The sequence below is a fragment of the Kushneria sinocarnis genome (genome assembly GCF_003633775.1).
GTDB classification, from domain to species: domain Bacteria; phylum Pseudomonadota; class Gammaproteobacteria; order Pseudomonadales; family Halomonadaceae; genus Kushneria; species Kushneria sinocarnis.
This window is the reverse complement of sequence record NZ_RBIN01000005.1, coordinates 26,447-48,310: the sequence shown is the minus strand read 5'-3', so window position 1 is coordinate 48,310 and position 21,864 is coordinate 26,447. Positions and strand designations below refer to the sequence as shown.

Sequence of the window (21,864 nt, the reverse complement as noted above, 5' to 3'; positions counted from 1 at the left end):
CCCGCGGGTGCGGGGCCTGTTGCGTCTGCTGCGACAGCGCCGGCTCAGTGGCCTGCGGCCGCCTTGAGCGCCTGTACCGCCGGCAGCTCCTTGCCTTCCACGTACTCCAGAAAGGCACCGCCGCCGGTGGAGATATAGGAGATATCCTCGGTGACGCCGTACTTGTCGATGGCCGCGAGGGTATCGCCGCCGCCGGCGATCGAGAACGCCTCGCTCTCGGCGATGGCCTTCGCCATGGCTTCGGTGCCGCCGCCGAACTGATCGAATTCGAACACGCCCACCGGACCGTTCCAGAGGATGGTGCCGGCGCTCTTGAAGGCGGCGGCATAGGTCTCGGCGGTCTTCGGGCCGACGTCGAGGATCATCTCGTCCTCGCCGATATCGTCGATCGGCCGCGTCTCGCCCCTGGCATGTTCGGCGAACTCGGTGGCGACGACGACGTCGGCCGGCAGCGGCACATCGACCTTCTCCATGAAGGCCCTGGCCTGATCGACCAGGTCGGCTTCATACAGGGACTTGCCGACGTTGTAACCGGCCGCGGCAATGAAGGTGTTGGCAATGCCGCCGCCGACGATCAGCTGGTCGCAGCGCTCGGAAAGCGCGGTCAGCACATCCAGCTTGGTGGAGACCTTGGAGCCGCCGACCACGGCCACCATCGGGCGCCTGGGATTCGACAGGGCGCGCTCCAGCGCTTCCAGCTCGGAAGCCAGCACGGGGCCGGCGCAGGCGTCCGGGGCGAAGCGGGCAACGCCATGGGTGGAAGCTTCGGCGCGGTGCGCGGTACCGAAGGCATCCATCACATAGAGGTCGCACAGCTGGGCATACTGCTTCGCCAGCGCTTCATCATCTTTCTTCTCGCCCTTGTTGAAGCGCACGTTCTCCAGCAGCACCACTTCACCATCGGCAAGCTCCAGCGGACCATCGAGATAGTCGCGCTCCAGCCGGACGGTCCGGCCCAGCAGCTCGCCGAGATGGTTGGCCACCGGAGCCAGCGAGAGCTCGTCATCGGGCTCGCCTTCGGTCGGGCGCCCGAGATGACTCATCAGCATGACCTTTGCGTTCTGCTCGAGTGCCGTCTTGATGGTCGTCAGGCAGGCGCGGATGCGGGCGTCGGAGGTGACCCGGCCATCCTTGATCGGCACGTTGAAATCCTCGCGAATCAACACACGTTTGCCAGCGAGATCGAGCTCGGACATCTTGCGCACGTTCATGGTCCATCCTCGTTTGTGCCAGGGGCCGAAGCGATCGGCCCGGTTCTTGAAAAGGGGCCGGCTACAGTCGGAACCGGCGGCGGGCGATGTCGAGCCTCCGATGGGGGTCGCCCCGTCTGCTATCGAACCAGCATAGCAGTTCGAACGGCCGGGAACCGGTCCCGCGGCGGCGTGAGCCGGCACGGCCATGGCAGGGCCGACCCGAATCGGTGTCGCCTGAGCAAAAGGCACGATGACCGGTCAGCGCAGATCAGGGGGCGCGGCACGCCAGGCGCGGGTATCCGCCCGTGGGCATGCCTCACAACATGCCTGATTCAGGCATCGGTCACAATGGCTGCAGGCCACGCCACAGCGACGTTTGCCGCAATAACATGTTGCGGGACTTTCGTTGATACCCCTTTAGTCGTATATCGTTGGTAGAAGATCAATGCGATCAAGTCGGCACCCGATGGTGGCGGAGAGAATCCATCGGGCTGCAACGTTCCCGGCCTGCCGGACGTTACGAGAAGCTACCGACGCACTACAGGCAGGCGTTGGCGGCTCTCATATGCTTCTGAAGTGGTCGGCTGCCTGGCGGCCGATCGACTTTGCGACTCATGGAAGGAACGAGGAACACGATAATGACCGACATCACCAGGTTGTTGGGAGAGGAAGCCGAAAGCCTTTTGAGCCACACCTGCACGGGCTTTCGCAAGGAGGATCTCCACCTGCCGGGTCCCGACTTCATCGATCGGGTCATGGCGGACAGCGATCGCAACCCTCAGGTGCTGCGCAACATGCAGACCCTGTTCAACCACGGTCGCCTGGCAGGCACCGGGTATCTCGGCATGCTGCCGGTCGATCAGGGCATCGAGCACTCGGCTGGGGCCTCGTTTGCCCCCAATCCGCAGTACTTCGATCCGAAGAACATCGTCGAGCTGGCCATCGAGGGTGGCTGCAACGCCGTGGCGACGACCCTGGGAGCGCTCTCCTCGGTATCGCGGCGCTATGCGCACAAGATTCCGATGATGCTCAAGCTCAATCACAACGAGTCGCTGACCTATCCGGCGATCTATGACCAGACCCTGTTTGCCGATGTCGAGCAGGCGCATCAGATGGGCTGTGTCGCCGTGGGTGCGACCGTCTATTTCGGTTCGCCCGAGTGCCGTCGCCAGATCCAGGAGATCAGCGAGGCCTTCGAGCGCGCCCACCAGCTGGGGATGGTGACCGTGCTGTGGGCCTACCTGCGCAACCCGGAGTTCAAGCAGGATGGCACCGACTATCATGTCGCTTCCGACCTGACCAGTCAGGCGGTGCACATGGCGGCGACCATCAAGGCCGACATCGTCAAGCAGAAGCTGCCGGAAACCAATCACGGCTTCCGCGACATCGGCTTCGGTCACACCCATGACAAGGTCTACAGCGAGCTGACCTCGGATCATCCCATCGATCTGGCCCGCTATCAGGTGGCCAACAGCTTCATGGGCCGGGCCGGGCTGATCAACTCCGGCGGTGGCTCCAAGGGGCACTCCGATCTCGGCGAGGCCGTGCGTACCGCGGTGATCAACAAGCGTGCCGGTGGCATGGGGCTGATCTCCGGACGCAAGGCGTTCCAGAAGCCGATGAAGGAGGGCGTGGAGCTGCTCAACGCCATTCAGGACGTCTACCTCTCCAGCGATGTCACCGTGGCCTGACGGCTCCCGAGCGTGCCCGGTGGCGGTCCTGCCATCGGGTGGGTGACACGAAAAAGGCCCCGCCGGATTCCCGGCGGGGCCTTTCATTGAGGCGCGACAGGCGAACCCGGCTGCCGGGCAGGCCGGCAGCCGGGCGTGATCGTTACGCCTTGATCAGCTTCTCGGCGCGCTCGACCACCTTGTCGACGGTGAAGCCGAAGTGCTTGAACAGATCCGGGCCCTTGCCGGATTCGCCATAGGTGGTCATGCCGAAGATATCGCCATCGAGACCCACGTACTTGTACCAGGTCGACGGGATGGCGGCTTCGATGGCCAGCCGCTTGCGCACCGTCGGCGGCAGTACCGAGTCGCGATAGCCCTGATCCTGCTCGTCGAACTGGCTGGTGCAGGGCATCGAGACGACGCGGATCTTGTGACCCTTGCCTTCCAGCTCGCCGGCGGCCTGCATGGCCAGATCGACCTCGGAGCCGGTGGCCATCATCACCAGGTCGGGCTGACCGCTGCAGTCGCGCAGGATATAGCCGCCGCGGCGGATGTTCTTCACCTGCTCCTCGTCGCGCTGCTGGGCCGGCAGGTTCTGGCGCGAGAAGATCAGCGCGGTCGGGCCGGTTTCACGCTGGAGACCTTCCACCCAGGAGGCGGCCGTCTCGGTGGCATCGCACGGCCGCCAGGTGGCCAGGCCGGGCAGGTTGCGCAGATCGGAGAGCTGCTCGACCGGCTGGTGCGTCGGGCCGTCCTCGCCCAGACCGATGGAGTCATGGGTGAACACGTGGATAATGCGCGTGTGCGACAGCGCCGACATGCGCACGGCGTTGTGCATGTACTCGAGGAAGACCAGGAAGGTGGCATCATAGGGGATGAAGCCGCCATGCGTGGCGATGCCGTTGGCGATCGCACCCATGCCGAATTCACGTACCCCGTAGTGCACGTAGCTGCCGTTGTGATGCTCCTTGCTGATCGCTTTCGCGCCTTCCCACAGGGTCAGGTTGGAGGGCGCCAGGTCGGCACTGCCACCGAACAGCTCGGGCAGGCTGGGCGCCAGCTCGTTGAGAATGCCGAGCGAGGCCTTGCGCGAGGCGGTGGTTTCCATCTTCTCCTGGGCGCGCTGGATCAGCGCATCACCGTCGAAGTCGGCCGGCAGCTCGCCGCTGTAGCGACGCTTGAGCTCCTTCGCCAGCTCCGGATAGGCCTTTTCGTAGGCGGCCATCTTCTCGCGATACTCGGCTTCGAGCTTGTCACCCTGCTCGCGGGCATCCCAGGCAGCGTACATGTCGTCGGGGATTTCGAACGCCGGATGATCCCAGCCGAGCTGCCTGCGCGCGGCCTCGACTTCTTCCTCGCCGAGGGCGGCGCCGTGGCTCTCTTCCTTGCCGGCCTTGTTGGGCGCACCGAAGCCGATCACGGTCTTGCACATGATCAGGGTCGGCTTGTCGGTGACTTCCTTCGCTTCGCGGATGGCGCGATCGACCTGCTCGGCATCGTGACCGTCGACATCGCGGATGACGTGCCAGTGATAGGCCTCGAAGCGCGAGGCGGTGTCATCGCTGAACCAGCCCTTGACCTCGCCATCGATGGAGATGCCGTTGTCATCATAGAAGACGGTGATGTTGCCCAGGCCCAGATGACCGGCCAGCGAGCAGGCCTCGTGGCTGATGCCTTCCATCATGCAGCCATCGCCGGCGAAGACCCACACGCGATGGTTGATGATCTCGTGACCGTCACGGTTGAACTGGGCGGCCAGGGTACGTTCGGCGATGGCCATGCCCACGCCGTTGGCCAGCCCCTGACCGAGCGGTCCGGTGGTGGTTTCGATCCCCGGCGTATAGCCGTGCTCGGGGTGACCGGGGGTCTTCGAGCCGACCTGACGGAAGTTCTTGAGCTCTTCCATCGGCAGGTCGTAGCCGGTCAGATGCAGCAGCGAGTAGTGCAGCATCGAGCCATGGCCGTTGGAGAGGATGAAGCGGTCGCGATCTTCCCAGTCGGGATTGTTGGGGTTGTGCTTGAGATGATCGTTCCACAGCACTTCGGCGATATCCGCCATCCCCATGGGCATGCCCGGATGGCCGGAACCGGCCTTCTGAACGGCGTCCATGGAGAGCGCACGAATCGCGTTGGCAAGATGACGACGAGATGGCATGAGGGTTCAGGCTCCTTCGGTCGAAGTGTTGATGAACGATTGAAGCGGCCGAAGGCGTTCGTCCGATCGCCTTCTGTAGGCACGCTACATTATCAGGTTGTGCTGCCACCAAGAGTAGCGTTCTGACGGGCTCATGTCGCCCCCGGATGGCCAGATCGATCGGCGATGACGATTTCAGCCCCGGTGAAGGGCCCGTGTTTCATCGAGCATGCGGCCGAACGCGTCCGGATCGTGAACGAAACGGCCCAGAAAGAGACCGTCGAGCTGACCGCTGAGTCGGGTCAGCAGCCCCGGGCCGGCACTGCCGCCATAGATCACCCGGGTCGCCGTGCGGGACGAGAGATGCTCGCGCAGGCGGGCACAGACCTCGCCGATGTGCTCGGCAGAGGCAGGCTCACTGGCGCCGATCGCCCAGTGCGGTTCATAGGCGACAATGAGGTTCTGGTCGTGCTGGGCCCCGGTGAGCCCGGAGACGGCCGAGTCGACCTGCCGGATGCACTCGGCGGCGGCGTCCCCGGCCGGGCCGGATTCGGCCTCGCCGATGCAGAGGATCGGGGTCAGGCCGTTGCGGATGGCGGCGGTGGTCTTGGCCGTGACCACGGCTTCATCCTCGCCGAAGAGGCGACGTCGTTCGGCGTGGCCGACCTCGACGTAGCGACAGCCCATCTCTGCCAGCAGGGCCCCGCTGACCTCGCCGGTGAAGGCGCCGTGATCCTCCCAGTGCAGATCCTGGGCGCCCACCCCGACGCCGCTGTCCCGGAAGATCTCCAGCGCCGGTTCGAGCAGCGGAAAGCTGGGCAGCACGAAGAGATCCACGCTGTGCGAGGTGACCACCGGGTGACGGCGCGCCAGCTCGGCGATGCTTCTGCACCAGGCCAGTGTCTCGTGATAGCCGAAGTACATTTTCAGACTGGTACCGAGACATGAAGGTGCCGATGTCATCAGCGTGGACTCCCTGCTGTGGCTGTCGTGGCGGCCATTAGCCGTTGCTGGCCTGTTCCTGCAGTACATCGTGGACGGCACGCACGATCATTGCCAGCGAAATGGCGCCGGCATCCGGCGTGCCGATGCTCTTCTCGGCCAGCGGTCGGGCACGACCGATCCTGGGCGTCAGGTCGGCAGTGGCCTGGGCGGCTTCATGTGCCCGCTCGACAGCGGTCCCCCAGGCATCCGGCAGCGAGGCCTGACGATTGACCTGTTCGGTCAGGGTTTCGCTGAAGGGCACCAGCACATCGATCAGTGTCTTGTCCCCGACCTGGGCCTTGCCGAAGTGCATGATGTTGTCGCGTGCCTTCTCCACACCGCGGGCAATCGTGGCGGCATCGGGGGCGGTCTCGTCGCCGATGGTGGCGGCCAGGGCATTGAGCGCTGCGCCCCAGATGGCGCCCGAGGTGCCACCGGCACGATCGGCCCAGGCATCACCGGCCATGCGCAGCAGGGTGCCGGCGCCGGCACCGCGCTCGGCGGCATCACGCGCGGTTTCGGCGGCGGCGCGTGCCCCCCGCTCCATGCCGATGCCATGATCACCATCACCGGCCACGGCGTCGATGCGGCCCAGTTCCTCGGCGTTCTCGACGATTACTTCCCGGGTCGCTTCGATCGCTGCCAGGACCCGGCCGGCGGACTGGCGGGACTCTTCGGAAGCGGGCGGAATGGCGTCGGGATCGGGGATGTCGAGCTCGGCGGCATCGATCTGTTCGGCCGTGGCCACGCTGCCCTTGCGATAGGCGGGTGCGTCCGCCGGGGCATGCCAGAAGCGCTCCAGCTCTTCATCGAGCCAGAACAGGGTCAGCGAGGCGCCGGCCATGTCGAGGCTGGTAACCAGTTCACCCACCTCGGGCTCGACGATCCGGACGCCGGCCTCTTCCAGCAGCCGGTTGACCCGGCGATAGACCACGAACAGCTCCTCGTACTTGATCGTGCCCAGGCCGTTGAGCAGTACGCTGGCGCGCGCGCCGTTGGCGCGCTCGACACCCTCCGGGAGCTCCTCGAGCAGGCGGCCGACCAGCAGCTCGGCGAGTTCGTCGGCGGAGGGGATCTCCTGCTCGCTGATGCCCGGCTCGCCGTGAATCCCCAGGCCCACGGCCATCTTGCCTTCCGGCACGTGGAACAGCGCATCGTCGGCGCCCGGCAGGGTGCAGCCGTCAAAGGCGACCCCGAAGGAGCGGGTACGCAGGTTGGCGGCCTCGGTCACCCGCACCACCTCGTCGAGCGTATAGCCGGCCTCGGCTGCGGCGGACGCAATCTTGAACACGGTCAGATCGCCGGCAATGCCGCGGCGCTTGTTGATCTCCTCGAGACTGGCACTGGAGACATCATCGATCACCTTGACCATCTCGCAGGGAATCCCTTCGCTGACCAGTCGATCCCGCGCCTGGCCGAAGTGCAGCACGTCACCGGCATAGTTGCCGTAGCTGAGCAGCACGCCGGCACCGTTGTTGGCGGCCTTGGCGACCGAATAGATCTGCTGGGCGGAAGGGGAGGCGAACAGGTTGCCCATGGCCGCGCCGTGGGCCAGTCCCTGACCGACCAGCCCGGCAAAGGCGGGATAGTGGCCGGAGCCCCCGCCGATTACCACGGCCACCGTGTCGGGTTCACTCTTCGTGCTGCGGATCACCCCCCCGGGGACCTGACGCACGCGCCAGGCGTGTGCCGCCACGAAACCTTCGGTGGCTTCGTCGACGAATGCAGCGGGATCGTTGAACAGGCGAGTCATGGCGGGAAGTCTCCTGGTGCAGCCAAAAATGTATCGGAACAAGCGTTCGGTTCATGCGAGCCGGTCGGAATGAAAATATGATCCCGGCTTGTTCATTTGAAAAGGCTCTGGTTCCGGAATGGTAGCTTCCGGAAGGGCTCGAAAAGCATCCGACTTTAGTGGTACATGGCGCTTCCGCGGTATTCGACCAACGGGCTAGAGGTGTTCAGGGCCGCCGTGTGGCAAGGTTTTCGACATGCCTTGCCCGTCTGCTGACAGGGGTGGCGAGGACAGATCGAGTGGAATGGATCATTTGACTTGCCTTTGTTCAAATGAACGATCCGGCGTATCATGATGTCGGTAATGTATGGACGTGCAGCCCTTCAGGAGGAAGCAGGCATGGCAGAACAGACGAAGTATCGCGTGGCGCTCGGCTGTGACGAGGCCGCCTATGACATGAAACAGGCGCTGGTCGAGCATGTCCGTTCGCTCGGTCACGAAGTCGAGGATTTCGGTACCTATGATGCCGAGCCGGTGCTCTATCCGGATATCGCCTTCAAGGTGGCGCAGTCGATCAACGAGGGTAAGGTCGATCGTGGCATCCTCTGCTGCGGTACCGGTATCGGCGTGGCCATCTCGGCCAACAAGGTCCCCGGTATCCGGGCCGCGCAGGCGCACGATACCTATTCGGCCGAGCGGGCCCGCAAGAGCAACGACGCTCAGATCATCACCATGGGCGGTCGGGTGATCGGCACCGAACTGGCCAAGACGATCGTCACTTCGTTTCTGACCAGCGAGTTCCAGGGCGGTGGTTCCCAGGCCAAGGTCGATCGCATCAAGGCCTATGAGCAGGAGCATTCGACGGGTGGCTCCGGCGCCTGACACGGTGACCGCCAGCCGACCGGGTATTGCTTCGAACGGCGCTCTCCAGCGGGAGGCGCCGTTTTTCATGGGCTTGTCATGCTGGCACGTGGCACCATACCGGCGCTCGACGGAGTGGTTGCTCCGCCTTGAGCCGAGTTCGGACAACAACAGGCAGGGCTGATGAATACGATGGATGGCGGGTTCCGCCGGATCGCCAGCGGGCACCGCAGCGCCCGCCGACAGCAGGGACGGCAGACGGGAGTGACGCGGCCATGACGGAACGCACGACCGATCCCGACGTCACGCTGATGACCGAAATTGCCTCGCTCTATTACGTCGAGGGAGCCACCCAGGAGACGATTGCCGGCCGGCTCGGCCTCTCCCGGGTCAAGGTCGGCCGCCTGCTCAAGCGCGCCCAGAACGAGGGCATCGTTGACGTGCGCGTGCGCCAGCATCCGTCGGTCTCGGCGGAGATCGAGCAGGCGCTGGTCGAGCGCTTCGGCATTCGCCGGGCGCTGATTGCACTGGATCACTCCGATGCCGACCGGCAACGCCACGAGGTCTGCAGCCTGGTGGCCGATCATCTGTCGCGTACCCTCGAGGATGGCACCCTGGTGGCGGTCGGCATGGGACGCAACGTGGGCACCGTGGCAGACAACGTGTTCACCCAGCGTACCCGGCGCTGCTCGTTCATCTGTGCCATCGGCGGCTCGCTGCGGGCCGGCGAGTACATGAATCCCGACCACATCTGCCGGCGGCTGGCAGCGCGTTTCGGGGGCGAGAGCGAAACCCTCTACGCGCCGGCCATGGTGGCCAATGCCGAGCTGCGCGATGCCATGCTGGCCAACCAGACCGTGCGCCAGACGCTGGATCGGGCGCGCCGGGCCGATATCGCCATGATCGGCGTGGGGGATCTCTCCGAGGACAGCAACATGGTGCGCATGGGCTGGTTCTCGCCCCAGGAGATCGCCGAGGCGCGGCTGTCGGGCACGGTGGGCGACATGATGGGCTATGACTTCATCGATCTGAACGGTCAGCCTTCACAGACGCCCATGCAGGGGCGCGTGATCGGTCTGACCATCCCCGATCTGGCGCGCATTCCCGAAGTGATTGCCATTGCCAGCGAAAGCACCAAGGCAGCGGGCATCCTCGGCGCCCTGCGCACCGGGGTCATTGATGTGCTGGCCACCAGCGCCACCAATGCCCACACCATCCTGCATCTGGATGACGCCTCCCGCCCGGGCTGAGCGTCCTGCCTCTCCCTTGCCGACGCCGTGACCCGCACTTCGCCCGTCACGGCGCCGGGCCCCTGTGCCGTCCACGCGGACAGGGGCCGTCGTCACCTGCTCCGATCGATGGTCACCCCGGCCGAGGCGGCCCTCCCGGCGAGCGGCCGGCCGCCCTGTAGAACGACAATACGGTCTTCTGCTTTGGTCTTAGCCGGTACCTGAGCGTCTCGAATAATCCTTCTATTTCAATAATATGGGGCGTTAGACAAAAGTCGCCCCGCCCCGTTGGTTGACTGTTAACAACGCGGCCGGGTATTGCTGTTCGAACCATCTGGCACGGGGCATGGCAGTTGGCACGGGGCATGGCAGTGGCCGGGCTCCGACCCGTACGCAAACGATTCAGGGGGCAGTCATGAAGCAGGCATTTCGCGCGGATAGCACCACGGTAGCGGAGCGCAGTGCGGCACCATCGGGCCGGTTGCGCAAGGGGCTGGCTGTGGCAGTGGGGCTGAGTCTGGGGGCACTGGCGGGGGGGCGCCCAGGTTGCCCAGACCCTCGTGCTCGGCCATGGTGCCGCGGAGGGGAACCCGCGCTCGCTGGCCGCCGAGCGCATGGCAGAGCTGGTCGACAAGTACAGCGACGGCGAGCTTGAGCTGCGCATCCAGGGCTCCGAGCAGCTGGGCTCGGACGTGCAGATGCTGCAGCAGGTCCAGAGCGGCGCCATCGGGCTGACGGCCAACAGCCAGGGAGCGCTGGCGACCATCGTGCCCAAGGCCAACGTGTTCGGCCTGCCGTTCTTGTTCGATTCGCCGCAGGCCGCCTGGCAGGTCGCCGATGGCCCGATCGGCGATGAAGTGGAGGAGCAGGCCGAGCAGCGCGGGCTGAAGGTGCTGGCGTGGTGGAGCAACGGCATGCGCCAGTTCACCAACAACGTGCGCCCGATCGAGGAGCCGCAGGATCTCGAGGGCCTCAAGATGCGTACCTCGCAGGATGCGGTGACCATCGACACCCTGAGCACGCTGGGTGCCAATCCCACGCCGATGGCCTTCGGCGAACTGTACGTGGCCCTCAAGCAGGGCATGGTGGATGGCCAGGAGAATCCGGTGGTCAACATCATGTCCAGCAATCTGGACGAGGTGCAGCAGTACCTTTCGCTCTCCGACTATCGCTATGAAACCACCCCGGTGGTGATCGGCATGCCGACCTGGCAGCGGCTCTCGGAGGAGAACCGCCAGGCCCTTCAGAAAGCCGCCCGGGAGACCACCGACTTCCAGCGCCAGACCCTGATCGATCAGACCGATGAGCTGCTGGCACAGATCCGCGAGAACGGTGTCATGGAGGTCAATTCGGTCGATACCGCCGCCTTCCGTGAAGCCACCCGGCCGGTCTATGACACCTGGCAGGAAAAGCTGGGCGAGATCGTGCCGCGGGCCCGTGAAGCCGCCGAGCAGGCCAATCAGCAACAGACCGACAGCGGTGCCGACGATCAGCAGTGACATCATCGGGCCCGGCGCTGCCGGGCCCGATGCCATGGTCGGACCGGGACTGCAAGGGGAGGCACATGATGCATGGCGTGATGAATGACAAGGGCGCTGTCCGGCAGCGTGAGGAACGCCTGCGGACACTGTCACGCTGGCTGGCCCGGGGCCGCGAGCTCTTCTATCTGCTCGGCAGCGCGGTGGTGGTGGTGACCACGGTCGTGATCGGCACCACCCTGATGGCCGGGGTGATCGTACGCTACTTCCTCTCCGGCTCGCTGGCCTGGGGCAACGAGCTGCCCGTCATCCTGTTCCCGTGGCTGGTCATGGGAGGCGTGGTCATGGCCGCTGTCCGCCAGCAGCATCTGGGGGTGGACTTCTTCGTGCGGCGCCTGCCGGCCGGGGTAGCCAGAGCGGTGGCCGCGCTGATGCAGCTGCTGGTCATCGGCCTGATGGGCATGCTGATCTACCAGTCGCAGTCGCTTCTGATGTTCATGCAGTACCAGAGCTCGCCGGTACTGGGCTGGCCGGCCAGCTGGGCCTTCTACAGCCTGCCGCTGGGCGCCGCCGGCGTGATGGTGATTGCGCTGCTGGAGCTGGTGGCGGTCGTGGCGGGTTGCCCGGCTGTCCCGAATGAGGAGAACGAGTCATGACGCTGCTGGCGCTTCCCGTCTTTCTGCTGCTGGCACTGGCACTGCCGATCGGCTATGCCCTGATGGCCGCCAGCAGCGCCGGTATCCTGGTCAGCGGCCAGTATCCGCTGTCGATCGTGGCCCAGCGGCTGTTCGACGCCACCCAGAGTTCGCTGCTGCTGGCGATACCGTTCTTCATCCTGGCCGGCGAGCTGCTGATCTCGGGGGTCCTCGGCCAGCGCATCATCCGTTTCGCCAGCCTGCTGGTCGGGCGCGTGCGCGGGGCGCTGGGGCAGGTCAGCGTGGTGACCTCGATGCTGTTCGCCGGCGTTTCGGGCTCGGCCGTGGCCGACGCCTCGGCGCTGGGCTCGGTGCTGATCCCGTGGCAGAAGCGTGAAGGTTATCCCGCCCCCTTTGCCTCGGCGGTCAATGCTGCCAGTTCCGTGATCGGGGTCATCATTCCACCCTCGATCCCGCTGATTATCTATTCCAGTGTTTCGCAGGTCTCGGTGGGCGCACTCTTCCTGGCCGGGCTCGTGCCGGGACTGATCTTCGGCATCGCCAGTCTGGCAGCCGTCTATCTGATCGCCCGGCGCAACGACTTTCCCCGCAGCGAGCAGGGCTTCTCGCTGTCGGCGGTGGTGCGCGGCTTCATGAGTTCGCTGCCGGCGCTGTTCATGCCGGTGCTGATTCTCGGGAGCCTGATCGGGGGCGTGGCGACGCCGACCGAGGTCAGCGTGGTGGCGGTGTTCTACGCCCTGATCGTGCGGCTGTGCTACCGCGACCTGTCGTGGCGCGGCGTGCTGGGGTCGATCTTGAGTGCCGGCCGTGCCACCGGTGCCGTCATGCTGCTGATCATGGCCTCCTCGGTGCTGGGCTGGATCATGACCGTGGATCAGCTGCCCTCCCGGCTGGTGGATACCATCAACGCCATGGGGCTGCCGGATGTACTGATCATCGTGTTCATGAACCTGCTGATGCTGGTGGTCGGCGCGGTCATCGACATGACCCCGGCGATCCTGCTGCTGGCACCGATTCTGATGCCGCTGGCGCAGGCGATCGACATGAGCCTGATCCAGCTGGGCATCCTGATGGTGCTGAACCTGTCGATCGGACTGTTCACGCCTCCGGTGGGCACCACGCTGTTCATCTCGTCGTCGATTGCCGGGGTCCGGATCGAGGAGACGGCGCGGGCACTGGTGCCGTTCTATATCTTCGCCGTGATCGTGCTGCTGCTGGTCAGCTATGTGCTGGCCCTGATCGTGGGCGCCTGAGGGCGCCCGCCGAGCAGCAGCCCGGGGGAATCGCTGTGTCCGAATACACTGTTAACAGTCAACATGAGCCCGCGGGGTTCAGACCATACGGGAGAACAGACGTGGCACCGCAGACAAGCAACGCGAAGCTGGCAGAAGCCATCGGCCTGTCGGTCAGTACCGCCGCCTGGGACGGCTACGAGCTGCCGGAAGCCCTGGCCTCGATGGCGCGCCTGGGCATTGCCGGTGTGGAAATCGCCTATATCCGGGGGTATGTCAACGAGTTCACCGACAGCGATCTGAATGCCGCGCTGGCCCGGGAACTGCGCCAGGAGATGGCACGCCATGGTCAGCACTGCCGGGTCCTGTCGGCGCATATCGACCTGGGGGAGCCCGGGGCGCTGGAGAGTTTTGCCGTACGGGTACGCTTCGCCGCCGAACTCGGCGCCGGCTACCTGATCACCAATGCCGCCAGCCGAGCCGGCAGTGAGCGCTTTTTCGCCAATGCCGACGCCATGGCCGATCTGGCCCGCGAGGCCGGCGTGCGGGTCTGTCTGGAGAACCCCGGCGATGGCAGCGACAACCTGCTCGATCGGGCCGCGGATCTGCCCGCGGTGCTGGAGCGGCTCGACCGGTCGGTCTTCGGCATCAATTACGACCCCGGCAATCTGGTCTCCCACCGGCCGGCGTGCGCACCGGTCGAGGATGCGCTCGCGGCCGTGGCCCTGAGCGATCACTTTCATCTCAAGGCCGTGCATCGCGACACGGATGGCTATCGTTTTGCGCCCATGGGCCGGGGCGACATCGATTACGCCCCGATTCTCGCCGCGATTGCCGAACGACACCTGCCCTTCAGTCTGGAGCTGCCGTTCCGGCTGCGGCGTGACAGTCGCGCCCAGCCATGGAAGGGCAGTGAGCCGCTGGCGCTCGAGACCATCGAGCAGGGCGTGACCGATTCACTGCAGTGGCTCCGGGCGCACTACCCGGGCCTTCAATCTCTCTGACGGAGAAACCAGCATGACCCAGCTGCTCGAAAACAAGGTGTGCATCATTACCGGCGGAGCCGGGCCGCGCGGCATCGGCAAGGCGACCGCCCGCCTCTTCCATGAACACGGCGCCACGGTGGTGATTGCCGATCTCGACGCGGAGAAGAGCCGGGAAGCGGCGGCCGAAGTCGCCGCCGACCGCACCATGGGCGTGGCCTGTGATGTGACTGACAAGGCCTCCTGCGAGGCGGCGGTCAAGGCCGTGATGGAGCGCTACGGTCGCGTCGATGTACTGATCAACAACGCCGGCATCACCCAGCCCCTGAAGACCCTGGAGATCACCCCGGAAAACTACGAGCAGGTGACCGATGTCAGCCTGCGCGGCATGCTCTACATGTCACAGAGCGTGTTGCCGCACATGGCCGACCAGCAGGGCGGGGCCATCGTCAATACGTCCTCGGTCTCCGCCCAGCGCGGTGGCGGCATCTTCGGCGGCCCGCACTACAGTGCCGCCAAGGCCGGCATGCTGGGGCTGGCCAAGGCCATGGCGCGGGAGTACGGGCAGTACAACATCCGCATCAACTCGGTCACGCCCGGGCTGATCCAGACCGACATCACCGGCGGCAAGCTGACCGACGAGATGAAAACGCAGATCCTGACCGGCATTCCGCTCAACCGGCTGGGTGATGCCCAGGATGTGGCAAAGGGCTTCCTGTTTCTGGCCTCGGATCTCTCTTCCTATACCACCGGCGCCGTGCTGGACATCAATGGCGGTATGCACATGTACTGATCATTGGTCCACCCGGTCCGCTGTCTGCCGCCGGCGCACTGCCGGCGGCGTTCACCCCTCCGCACGCTGTTCCAGCGCCGTCATCAGCCGCCGGGCAGCCTCCTCCATGTGCTCCATCAGCACCTGCTCGATGCGGGTCGCGTCGCCCTGCGCCAGGGTGTTCACGATCAGGTCATGGCGATCGGCGGCCATGTTGTGCAGGGCGTGCTCCAGTCCGGCATGCATGATCGAGATCCGGATCGGCCCTTCCAGCGTCAGCCAGGTCGTCAGCAGGGCCTGATTGCCACTGAGCTCACACAGTGCGCGGTGGAAGTTGAGGTCGGTCTCGATCTGTTCGATCAGGTCTTCCTGTACTTCGTGCATCCGTCTGACATGTGAAGCGAGCGTGGCAATGCGCTCGTCGCGATCGGGCTGTTCGCACAGGGTCCGGGCGGCCAGCGCTTCCAGTGCGGCACGCACCCGGTAGATGTCGTGAATCTCCGACTCCTCGATATGGCGCACGCTGAGCTGGCCACGGGAGCCGGCCACCAGCAGCCCCTCCTGTTCGAGACGCCGCATCGCCTCGCGCAGGGTGCCGCGGCTGACGCCGAAGGCTTCGGCAAGTTCGGTTTCGACCAGATGATGCCCGGTGGGCAGCTGGCCGGAGGTGATGGCCGAACGCAGGGCGTTCAGGCACTGGTCACGCAGGGTGGTGCGCTGAAGATTTCTGATCATGGTCCGGTGTCCTGGTTGAGCCGGCCGAGGGCCCCTGAGTGATGGGAATGCGTCCATTGTAAACTGTCAACAAGTACATCATTAAGGGCTCATGGCGGAATGAGCAAATGCACCGGATATGAACATATGGTTTGAGAATTCTTTCCGGATGATGCCCGCCATGTCCGGCGTTCGGACAGGATGACTTTGGTCGAACAAGACGTTGGTCGAAGTCGATAAAAAGCTTGGAAAACAAAATGTTAAGGAAAGTTACTCTAAAGTCGTAGTGTTTCGGAACCTCCTGCCAATTGCAGTCTGTCAGGTAACCGGGTTATTTCATTTGCACATTACTGGAACAAATGATTGCCCGGCTTACGGAGGCTGCCATGACCGATACCGTTTCCTCTTCTTCCACCCGTGGCGAGCAGGGTGAACTGCCGAAGGTCATGAAAGCGGTCGTGGCCTACGGCCCCGGAGATTATCGCTATGAAGAAGTGCCGGTGCCCGAGCTGGAAAACGATCACGAGATTCTGGTGCGGGTCGAGGGCTGCGGCATCTGCGCCGGTGACATCAAGTCCTTTGACGGCGCACCGAGCTTCTGGGGCGACGAGTACCAGCCGCCCTATATCAAGGCGCCGATGATTCCGGGCCACGAATTCATCGGCCACGTGGTCAAGGTCGGTGATGCGGTGACCGACTACAAGCCCGGGGATCGGGTGATCTCCGAGCAGATCGTGCCGTGCTGGAACTGCCGCTTCTGCAACCGCGGCCAGTACTGGATGTGCGAGAAGCATGATCTCTACGGCTTCCAGAACAATGTCAACGGCGGCATGGCCGAGTACATGAAGTTCACCAAAGAGGCGATCAACTACCACGTCCCCGAGGAGCTGCCGCTGGAGAAGGCGATCCTGATCGAGCCCTACGCCTGCTCGCTGCATGCCGTGCAGCGCGCGCGGATCGAGCTCGGCGACGTGGTGGTGCTCTCCGGGGCCGGCACGCTGGGGCTCGGCATGGTGGGGGCGGCGAAGAAGGCCGGCGCCGAGAAGCTGGTGGTGCTGGATCTGTTCGATGACCGCCTCGAACTGGCGCGGCAGTTCGGCGCCGACCTGACCCTCAACCCCGGACGCGATGATGTGGTCTCGATCATCAAGGAGATGACCGAGGGCTACGGCTGCGACGTCTACATCGAGGCGACCGGCCATCCGAAGTCGGTGGAGCAGGGCCTCTCCATGATCCGCAAGCTGGGCCGTTTCGTGGAGTTCAGCGTGTTCAAGGATCCGGTCAGCGTCGACTGGAGCATCATCTCCGATCGCAAGGAGCTCGACCTGCTGGGCTCGCACCTGGGGCCGTACTGCTATCCGCTGGTGATCAACGGCATCAGCGACGGCAGCTTCCCGACCGAAGGCGTGGTGACCCACAAGCTGCCGCTGGCGCAGTTCCAGGAAGGATTCGAGCTGATGCAGAGCGGGTCGAAGTCACTGAAGATCGTGCTGATTCCGTAACCGGTGCGCTGCCGTGCGCGGCGGCCTCCCGGGATGTCCATCAGTCACTGGCTTCGCTTCAGGAGAGTGCCTTACATGAGTTCGCAAGCTGCTACCAGACCCGCCGGCCGACTGCGCCGCAGGCGCGGCCCGCTGATCGCCGCCGGTGTGGCCATTCTCGTGATGGTCGTCATGGCGCTGGATACCACCGTTGTGCCGATCGGCTCGGAATCCTCGCAGAGCGACAAGTTCTCGCCCGAGCAGTACGGGGCGGAACAGTTCCCGCGGATTCGCGACAGCGTCGAGCAGCGTGCCGTTCCGGCCGAGACACTGGCCGAAGCACTGGCCGAGGACCGGAGTGCTGCCGGTGAGCAGTATGGCGTGCCCGCCGGCATCGGCCCGATTCTGCCGGTGCGCTTTACCGGGGTCGTCGGCGAAGGGAAGTCCGGCATCTATACGGTGGATGTCGAGGGTGTGGCCGATGAGCTGACGATCCGGGTACAGACCGGGCCGGCCATCAATGGCACCGCACTGCGCGATGCCACCGGCGATATCGACTTCGGCCAGTTCACCAACCAGATCGAGTATCAGAATGCCGGCGCTGCCATCAATGATGCCATGAAGGCGCAGGTGCTGGCGGATGTGGAGACCGGCAGTCTCAATGGCAAGACCATTTCGGTCGTCGGGGTGTTCCAGCTCATCAATCCGAAGAACTGGCTCGTGACCCCGGTCAGGCTGGAAGTGCAATGAGTCGCACGGAGTCGACGATGAACGAGCAACCCCTGAATCGGCCGGCCGCCGATGACGCCCCCGACGAGGTCGTGCTGTCGGCGCGTCATGTGGCCAAGTCCTTCGGCAGCGTCCATGCCCTGAAGTCGGTCAATTTCGATATCCATCGCGGGCGGGTGACCACGCTGTTCGGCGAGAACGGTGCCGGCAAGTCGACACTGATGAAGATCCTGTCGGGGGTGATCCAGCCCTCCTCGGGGGAGATCATCCTCGACGGCCGGCCGGTGAGCTTTGCCTCGACCGTCGATGCCCAGCGTCATGGCATCTCGATCATTCACCAGGAGCTGAGCCTCGCGCCCAATCTGAGCGTGCGCGACAACATCTTCATGGGGCGCGAACTGGGCGGCCCCGGCGGCGTGAATTACGCCGAGGAGGCACGACAGACGAAGGCGCTGATGGCGGAACTCGATGAGCCGATCGATCCGCTGACCCCGGTCGAGGACCTGCGGCTGGGGCAGCAGCAGATCGTCGAGATCGCGCGTGCCCTGTCGGTCAACTCGCGCATCCTGATCATGGATGAGCCGACCTCGGCGCTCTCGGCCTCGGAGGTCGAGGTGCTGTTCCGGGTCATCCGCGACCTGAAGGCCCGGGGTGTGTCGATCGTCTACATCTCCCACCACCTCGAGGAGGCGCTCACGATCACCGACCATGCGGTGGTGCTGCGGGACGGAACGATGACGGCGCACGGTCGGCGCGACGAAATCGATCTCGAGTGGATCGTGCGCAACATGGTGGGCGAGAACTTCGATCTCGGCTCGCCACCCACCGGCCATCGGATGGGCGAGGTGGCGCTGTCGCTGGAGGACATCTCGATTGCGGATGTGGCAGTACCCGAGCGCTCGGTGGTGGATCACCTGTCGCTGCAGGTGCGCGCCGGCGAGATCGTCTGCATCTACGGCCTGATGGGTGCCGGGCGCACCGAGCTGCTCGAGTGTGCCGCCGGTCGCGTGCCGATGAGCGGGGGCCGGGTCGTGCTGGAAGGGGTGGATGTCTCGCAGCTGAGCATTGCCGAGCGGATTGCCCGCGGGCTGGTGCTGGTGCCGGAGGATCGTCAGCGTGACGGCCTGGTGCAGACCATGTCGGTAGGCCAGAACCTGTCGCTGGCCAGCATTGGCGCCTTTACCCGCTGGCTGATGACCTCAAGCCGGCGCGAGCAGGGCGTCATTCGTGAATCGATCGGCAATGTGCACATCAAGACCGATGGCCCGGAAGCGTCGATCGGCTCGCTCTCCGGTGGCAACCAGCAGAAGGTGGTGATCGGCAAGATGCTGGCAACCCACCCGCAGGTGGTGCTGCTCGATGAACCCAGCCGCGGCATCGATATCGGCGCCAAGGCCGAGGTCTTCCGGCTGCTCGCAGAAGGGGCCTCGAAAGGACTGGCGGTGGTGTTTTCGACTTCCGAACTCGGTGAGTGCCTGAGCGTGGCCCACCGGGTCGTGGTGATGAGCCGCGGCCGCATTGCGGCGGAGTTCGGGGCCGACGTCACCCGAGAAGAAATCATGGCGGCCTCCGGCGAAGCCGTGGTTGCCTGAGCCAACTGTACAGCGGGGAATCCCACCATGTCCGACATCAGTCAGACCGCTTCCGGCGAACAGTCGCGCAAGGGGCGCGGCAGCTTCGATCTGGGCCGCATGCTGCTCGAGGGGCGCGCCTTCTTTGCCCTGATCGCGATCATCATCATCTTCTCGATCCTGTCGCCGGTCTATTTCACCACCAACAACATGCTGACCATGTCGTCCCACGTGGCGATCTTCGGGCTCCTGTCGCTCGGCATGCTGCTGGTCATCCTGACCGGCGGCATCGATCTGTCGGTCGGCTCGACCCTGGGCCTGTCCGGCATGGTGGCGGGGTTCCTGATGCAGGGCGTGACGCTCGAGTCCGCCGGCGTGACCCTCTACTTCCCGGTCTGGGCGGTGGTCATCCTGACCTGTGCGCTGGGCGCCTTCGTCGGGGCGATCAACGGCATCCTCATTGCCTGGTTCAGGGTGCCGGCCTTCGTGGCCACCCTCGGCATGCTCTATGTCGCCCGCGGGGCGGCGCTGCTGATGACCAACGGCCTGACCTACAACAACCTGGGCGGCAGCCCGGAGCTGGGCAATACCGGGTTCGACTGGCTCGGTTTCAATCGGCTGTTCGGTATTCCCGTGGGCGTGCTGATCTTCGCCGCGGTGGCGATCGTGCTGATCTTCGTGCTCAACCGCACTCCCTTCGGCCGCTGGATCTACTCCACCGGGGGCAACTCGCGGGCCGCCGAGCTTTCCGGCGTGCCGGTCAAGCGGGTGCAGGTGCTGGTCTATGTGCTGTCGGGGGTCTGCGCCGCGATTGCCGGGCTGGTGCTCTCCTCGCAGCTGACCTCGGCCGGGCCGACGGCAGGCAATACCTATGAGCTGACCGCGATTGCTGGCGTGGTCATCGGCGGCGCGGCGCTGACCGGTGGCCGCGGCAACGTGCGTGGCACGCTGCTGGGCGCATTCGTGATTGGCTTTCTCTCCGACGGGCTGGTCATCATCGGGGTGTCGTCCTACTGGCAGACCGTCTTCATGGGCGCGGTGATCGTCCTCGCCGTCCTGCTCAACAGCATCCAGTACCGCGGCCGGAAGAAGAGCGCCAAACCCGCTTCCGGCAGTGGCAGTGCTTCTCCGCAATCGGGCACGACCGGCGGCTGAGGCCGGCCATCCGATGCGGAAAGATCGGGCCGGCCCGTTCGCCGGCCCCCCAATCATGAAAACAGGGGAACCCGCCATGCTCGGAAAAACGAGGCATCTGCTGATCGCGCTGCTGGCTGTGGGCGCCGTACTCTTCGGCGGCAGTGCGATGGCACAGGAGCAGAACAAGGGACTGATCTCGATCATCGTCAATGATCCTTCCAATCCCTACTGGTATACCGAGGGTCAGATCGCCAGGAGTACGGCCGAGGAGCTGGGCTATACGGCCAACGTCAGTGCGCACAAGGGAGATACCAACACCGAGAGCCGCCAGATCGACACCGCCATTACCAATCAGGCGAAAGCGATCATTCTCGATCCGGCCAATGCCGATGGTTCGGTCGGCGCCGTGCGCAAGGCCGTCAATGCCGGCATTCCGGTCTTTCTGGTCAACGCCGAGATCAACCAGCAGGGGCTGGCTCAGGCTCAGCTGGTCTCCAACAATGCCCAGGGGGCAGCGCTGGGGGCCCAGCAGTGGGTGCAGATGCTGGGTGACGGGGCACGGTACGTCGAGATCAAGGGGGCGCCTTCGGACAACAACGCCGCCACCCGCTCCAACGGCTACGAGACCGTGCTGAGCCAGTATCCGGATATCCAGCGGGTCGCCTCCGATGTCGCCAACTGGGATCGCACCCAGGGCTACAACAAGATGCAGAGCATGCTGCAGGCCAACCCCGATATCCAGGGCGTCATCAGCGGCAACGACGAGATGGCGCTGGGCGCGATTGCCGCGCTCAAGGAAGCCGGCAGGCTGGATGACGTGGTGGTCGGCGGTTTCGATGGCTCACCGGACGCCGTTGATGCGGTCAGATCCGGCGCGCTGGCCTATACCGTGCTGCAGCCGGTGGCCATCTTCTCCGAGCGGGCGGTACGGCTGGCCGATCAGTACATCCGTACCGGCGAGACCGGGCTCGACAACGAGAAGCAGCTCTTCGACTGCATGCTGATCACCTCGGACAACGTTGATCAGTACACCTCGCCGTTCGTGCTCGAACAGTAATCCCGTCTGTCTGACGTCAGTGCTACGGGCGGCGGTCCTGCGGGGCCGCCGCCCTTTTCGATTGCGGGGCCGGGGCAGGCGGTGCCGGTGTTTGTCCGGCATCACGGCCTCGTGACCATTGCGAATGGCACTCCCGGTGAAAGCGGGATTGTGCATCCACTAAATGAACATTTGTGCACATAGATAACTATTGTGTAACGCTTTTGCAGCGTACCGTTACCCGGCTGCTGCGCCACATGCCCGGTCAG

Annotated in this window: 18 protein-coding genes; 13 read left to right on the top strand and 5 right to left on the bottom strand. The window is 64.8% G+C overall.

Annotated features, from left to right (window positions below):
• Positions 1-44 precede the first annotated feature (44 nt).
• A complete protein-coding gene (locus tag C7446_RS08925) occupies positions 45-1,211 on the bottom strand; it encodes a phosphoglycerate kinase (protein ID WP_121172767.1) in 1,167 nt (388 codons plus the stop codon).
• A 620-nt stretch (positions 1,212-1,831) separates the two neighbouring features.
• Between C7446_RS08925 and C7446_RS08920 the strand changes: the two genes are divergently transcribed.
• The gene (locus tag C7446_RS08920; RefSeq protein WP_121172766.1) at positions 1,832-2,884 is read left to right on the top strand and encodes a class I fructose-bisphosphate aldolase; all 1,053 of its coding nucleotides are present in this window, start codon (positions 1,832-1,834) and stop codon (positions 2,882-2,884) included.
• A gap of 142 nt (positions 2,885-3,026) precedes the next feature.
• Here the strand turns inward: C7446_RS08920 and tkt are convergent, their stop codons facing one another.
• The 3 genes from tkt to C7446_RS08905 form a co-directional block, all read right to left on the bottom strand.
• Positions 3,027-5,021 (bottom strand): transketolase, encoded by a 1,995-nt coding sequence (gene tkt, locus C7446_RS08915; protein ID WP_121172765.1) that lies wholly within the window; start codon positions 5,019-5,021, stop codon positions 3,027-3,029.
• A 174-nt stretch (positions 5,022-5,195) separates the two neighbouring features.
• Positions 5,196-5,963: a triose-phosphate isomerase family protein gene (locus C7446_RS08910; RefSeq protein WP_121172764.1), complete on the bottom strand. Its 768-nt coding sequence runs from the start codon at positions 5,961-5,963 to the stop codon at positions 5,196-5,198.
• 37 nt (positions 5,964-6,000) lie between these two features.
• Positions 6,001-7,737 carry a dihydroxyacetone kinase family protein gene (locus C7446_RS08905; RefSeq protein WP_121172763.1) on the bottom strand — a complete coding sequence of 579 codons (1,737 nt, stop codon included), beginning with the start codon at positions 7,735-7,737 and terminating at the stop codon, positions 6,001-6,003.
• A gap of 378 nt (positions 7,738-8,115) precedes the next feature.
• Between C7446_RS08905 and rpiB the strand changes: the two genes are divergently transcribed.
• The 7 genes from rpiB (at position 8,116) to C7446_RS08870 (ending at position 14,948) form a co-directional block, all read left to right on the top strand.
• Entirely contained in the window at positions 8,116-8,598 is a 483-nt protein-coding gene (gene rpiB, locus C7446_RS08900; RefSeq protein ID WP_121172762.1) for a ribose 5-phosphate isomerase B, read from the top strand.
• Between the two features lie 254 nt (positions 8,599-8,852).
• Complete coding sequence (locus tag C7446_RS08895) at positions 8,853-9,827, top strand: sugar-binding transcriptional regulator (protein WP_121172761.1); 975 nt, start codon at positions 8,853-8,855, stop codon at positions 9,825-9,827.
• 539 nt (positions 9,828-10,366) lie between these two features.
• Entirely contained in the window at positions 10,367-11,305 is a 939-nt protein-coding gene (locus C7446_RS08890; RefSeq protein ID WP_121172760.1) for a TRAP transporter substrate-binding protein, read from the top strand.
• Between the two features lie 65 nt (positions 11,306-11,370).
• Positions 11,371-11,940 carry a TRAP transporter small permease gene (locus C7446_RS08885; RefSeq protein ID WP_170150038.1) on the top strand — a complete coding sequence of 190 codons (570 nt, stop codon included), beginning with the start codon at positions 11,371-11,373 and terminating at the stop codon, positions 11,938-11,940.
• Positions 11,937-13,193 (top strand): TRAP transporter large permease, encoded by a 1,257-nt coding sequence (locus tag C7446_RS08880; RefSeq protein ID WP_121172758.1) that lies wholly within the window; start codon positions 11,937-11,939, stop codon positions 13,191-13,193. The genes C7446_RS08885 and C7446_RS08880 overlap by 4 nt, the downstream gene beginning before the upstream one ends.
• Before the next feature lie 101 nt (positions 13,194-13,294).
• Complete coding sequence (locus tag C7446_RS08875; RefSeq protein WP_121172757.1) at positions 13,295-14,176, top strand: sugar phosphate isomerase/epimerase family protein; 882 nt, start codon at positions 13,295-13,297, stop codon at positions 14,174-14,176.
• 13 nt (positions 14,177-14,189) lie between these two features.
• A complete protein-coding gene (locus C7446_RS08870; protein ID WP_121172756.1) occupies positions 14,190-14,948 on the top strand; it encodes an SDR family NAD(P)-dependent oxidoreductase in 759 nt (252 codons plus the stop codon).
• 51 nt (positions 14,949-14,999) lie between these two features.
• Here the strand turns inward: C7446_RS08870 and C7446_RS08865 are convergent, their stop codons facing one another.
• Positions 15,000-15,662 carry a GntR family transcriptional regulator gene (locus C7446_RS08865; protein ID WP_121172755.1) on the bottom strand — a complete coding sequence of 221 codons (663 nt, stop codon included), beginning with the start codon at positions 15,660-15,662 and terminating at the stop codon, positions 15,000-15,002.
• 365 nt (positions 15,663-16,027) lie between these two features.
• Here C7446_RS08865 and C7446_RS08860 point away from each other — a divergent pair, with 365 nt between their 5' ends.
• The 5 genes from C7446_RS08860 (at position 16,028) to C7446_RS08840 (ending at position 21,616) form a co-directional block, all read left to right on the top strand.
• Positions 16,028-17,143 carry an MDR/zinc-dependent alcohol dehydrogenase-like family protein gene (locus C7446_RS08860; RefSeq protein ID WP_121172754.1) on the top strand — a complete coding sequence of 372 codons (1,116 nt, stop codon included), beginning with the start codon at positions 16,028-16,030 and terminating at the stop codon, positions 17,141-17,143.
• Positions 17,144-17,218: 75 nt separating this feature from the next.
• Positions 17,219-17,872, top strand: coding sequence for a DUF2291 family protein (locus tag C7446_RS08855; RefSeq protein WP_121172753.1), 654 nt, complete (start codon positions 17,219-17,221; stop codon positions 17,870-17,872).
• A 17-nt stretch (positions 17,873-17,889) separates the two neighbouring features.
• Positions 17,890-19,443, top strand: coding sequence for a sugar ABC transporter ATP-binding protein (locus tag C7446_RS08850; RefSeq protein WP_121172752.1), 1,554 nt, complete (start codon positions 17,890-17,892; stop codon positions 19,441-19,443).
• Positions 19,444-19,470: 27 nt separating this feature from the next.
• On the top strand, positions 19,471-20,577 hold the full coding sequence (locus C7446_RS08845; protein ID WP_121172751.1) for an ABC transporter permease: 1,107 nt from the start codon (positions 19,471-19,473) through the stop codon (positions 20,575-20,577).
• A 76-nt stretch (positions 20,578-20,653) separates the two neighbouring features.
• Entirely contained in the window at positions 20,654-21,616 is a 963-nt protein-coding gene (locus C7446_RS08840) for a D-ribose ABC transporter substrate-binding protein (RefSeq protein WP_121172750.1), read from the top strand.
• Positions 21,617-21,864: the final 248 nt, after the last annotated feature.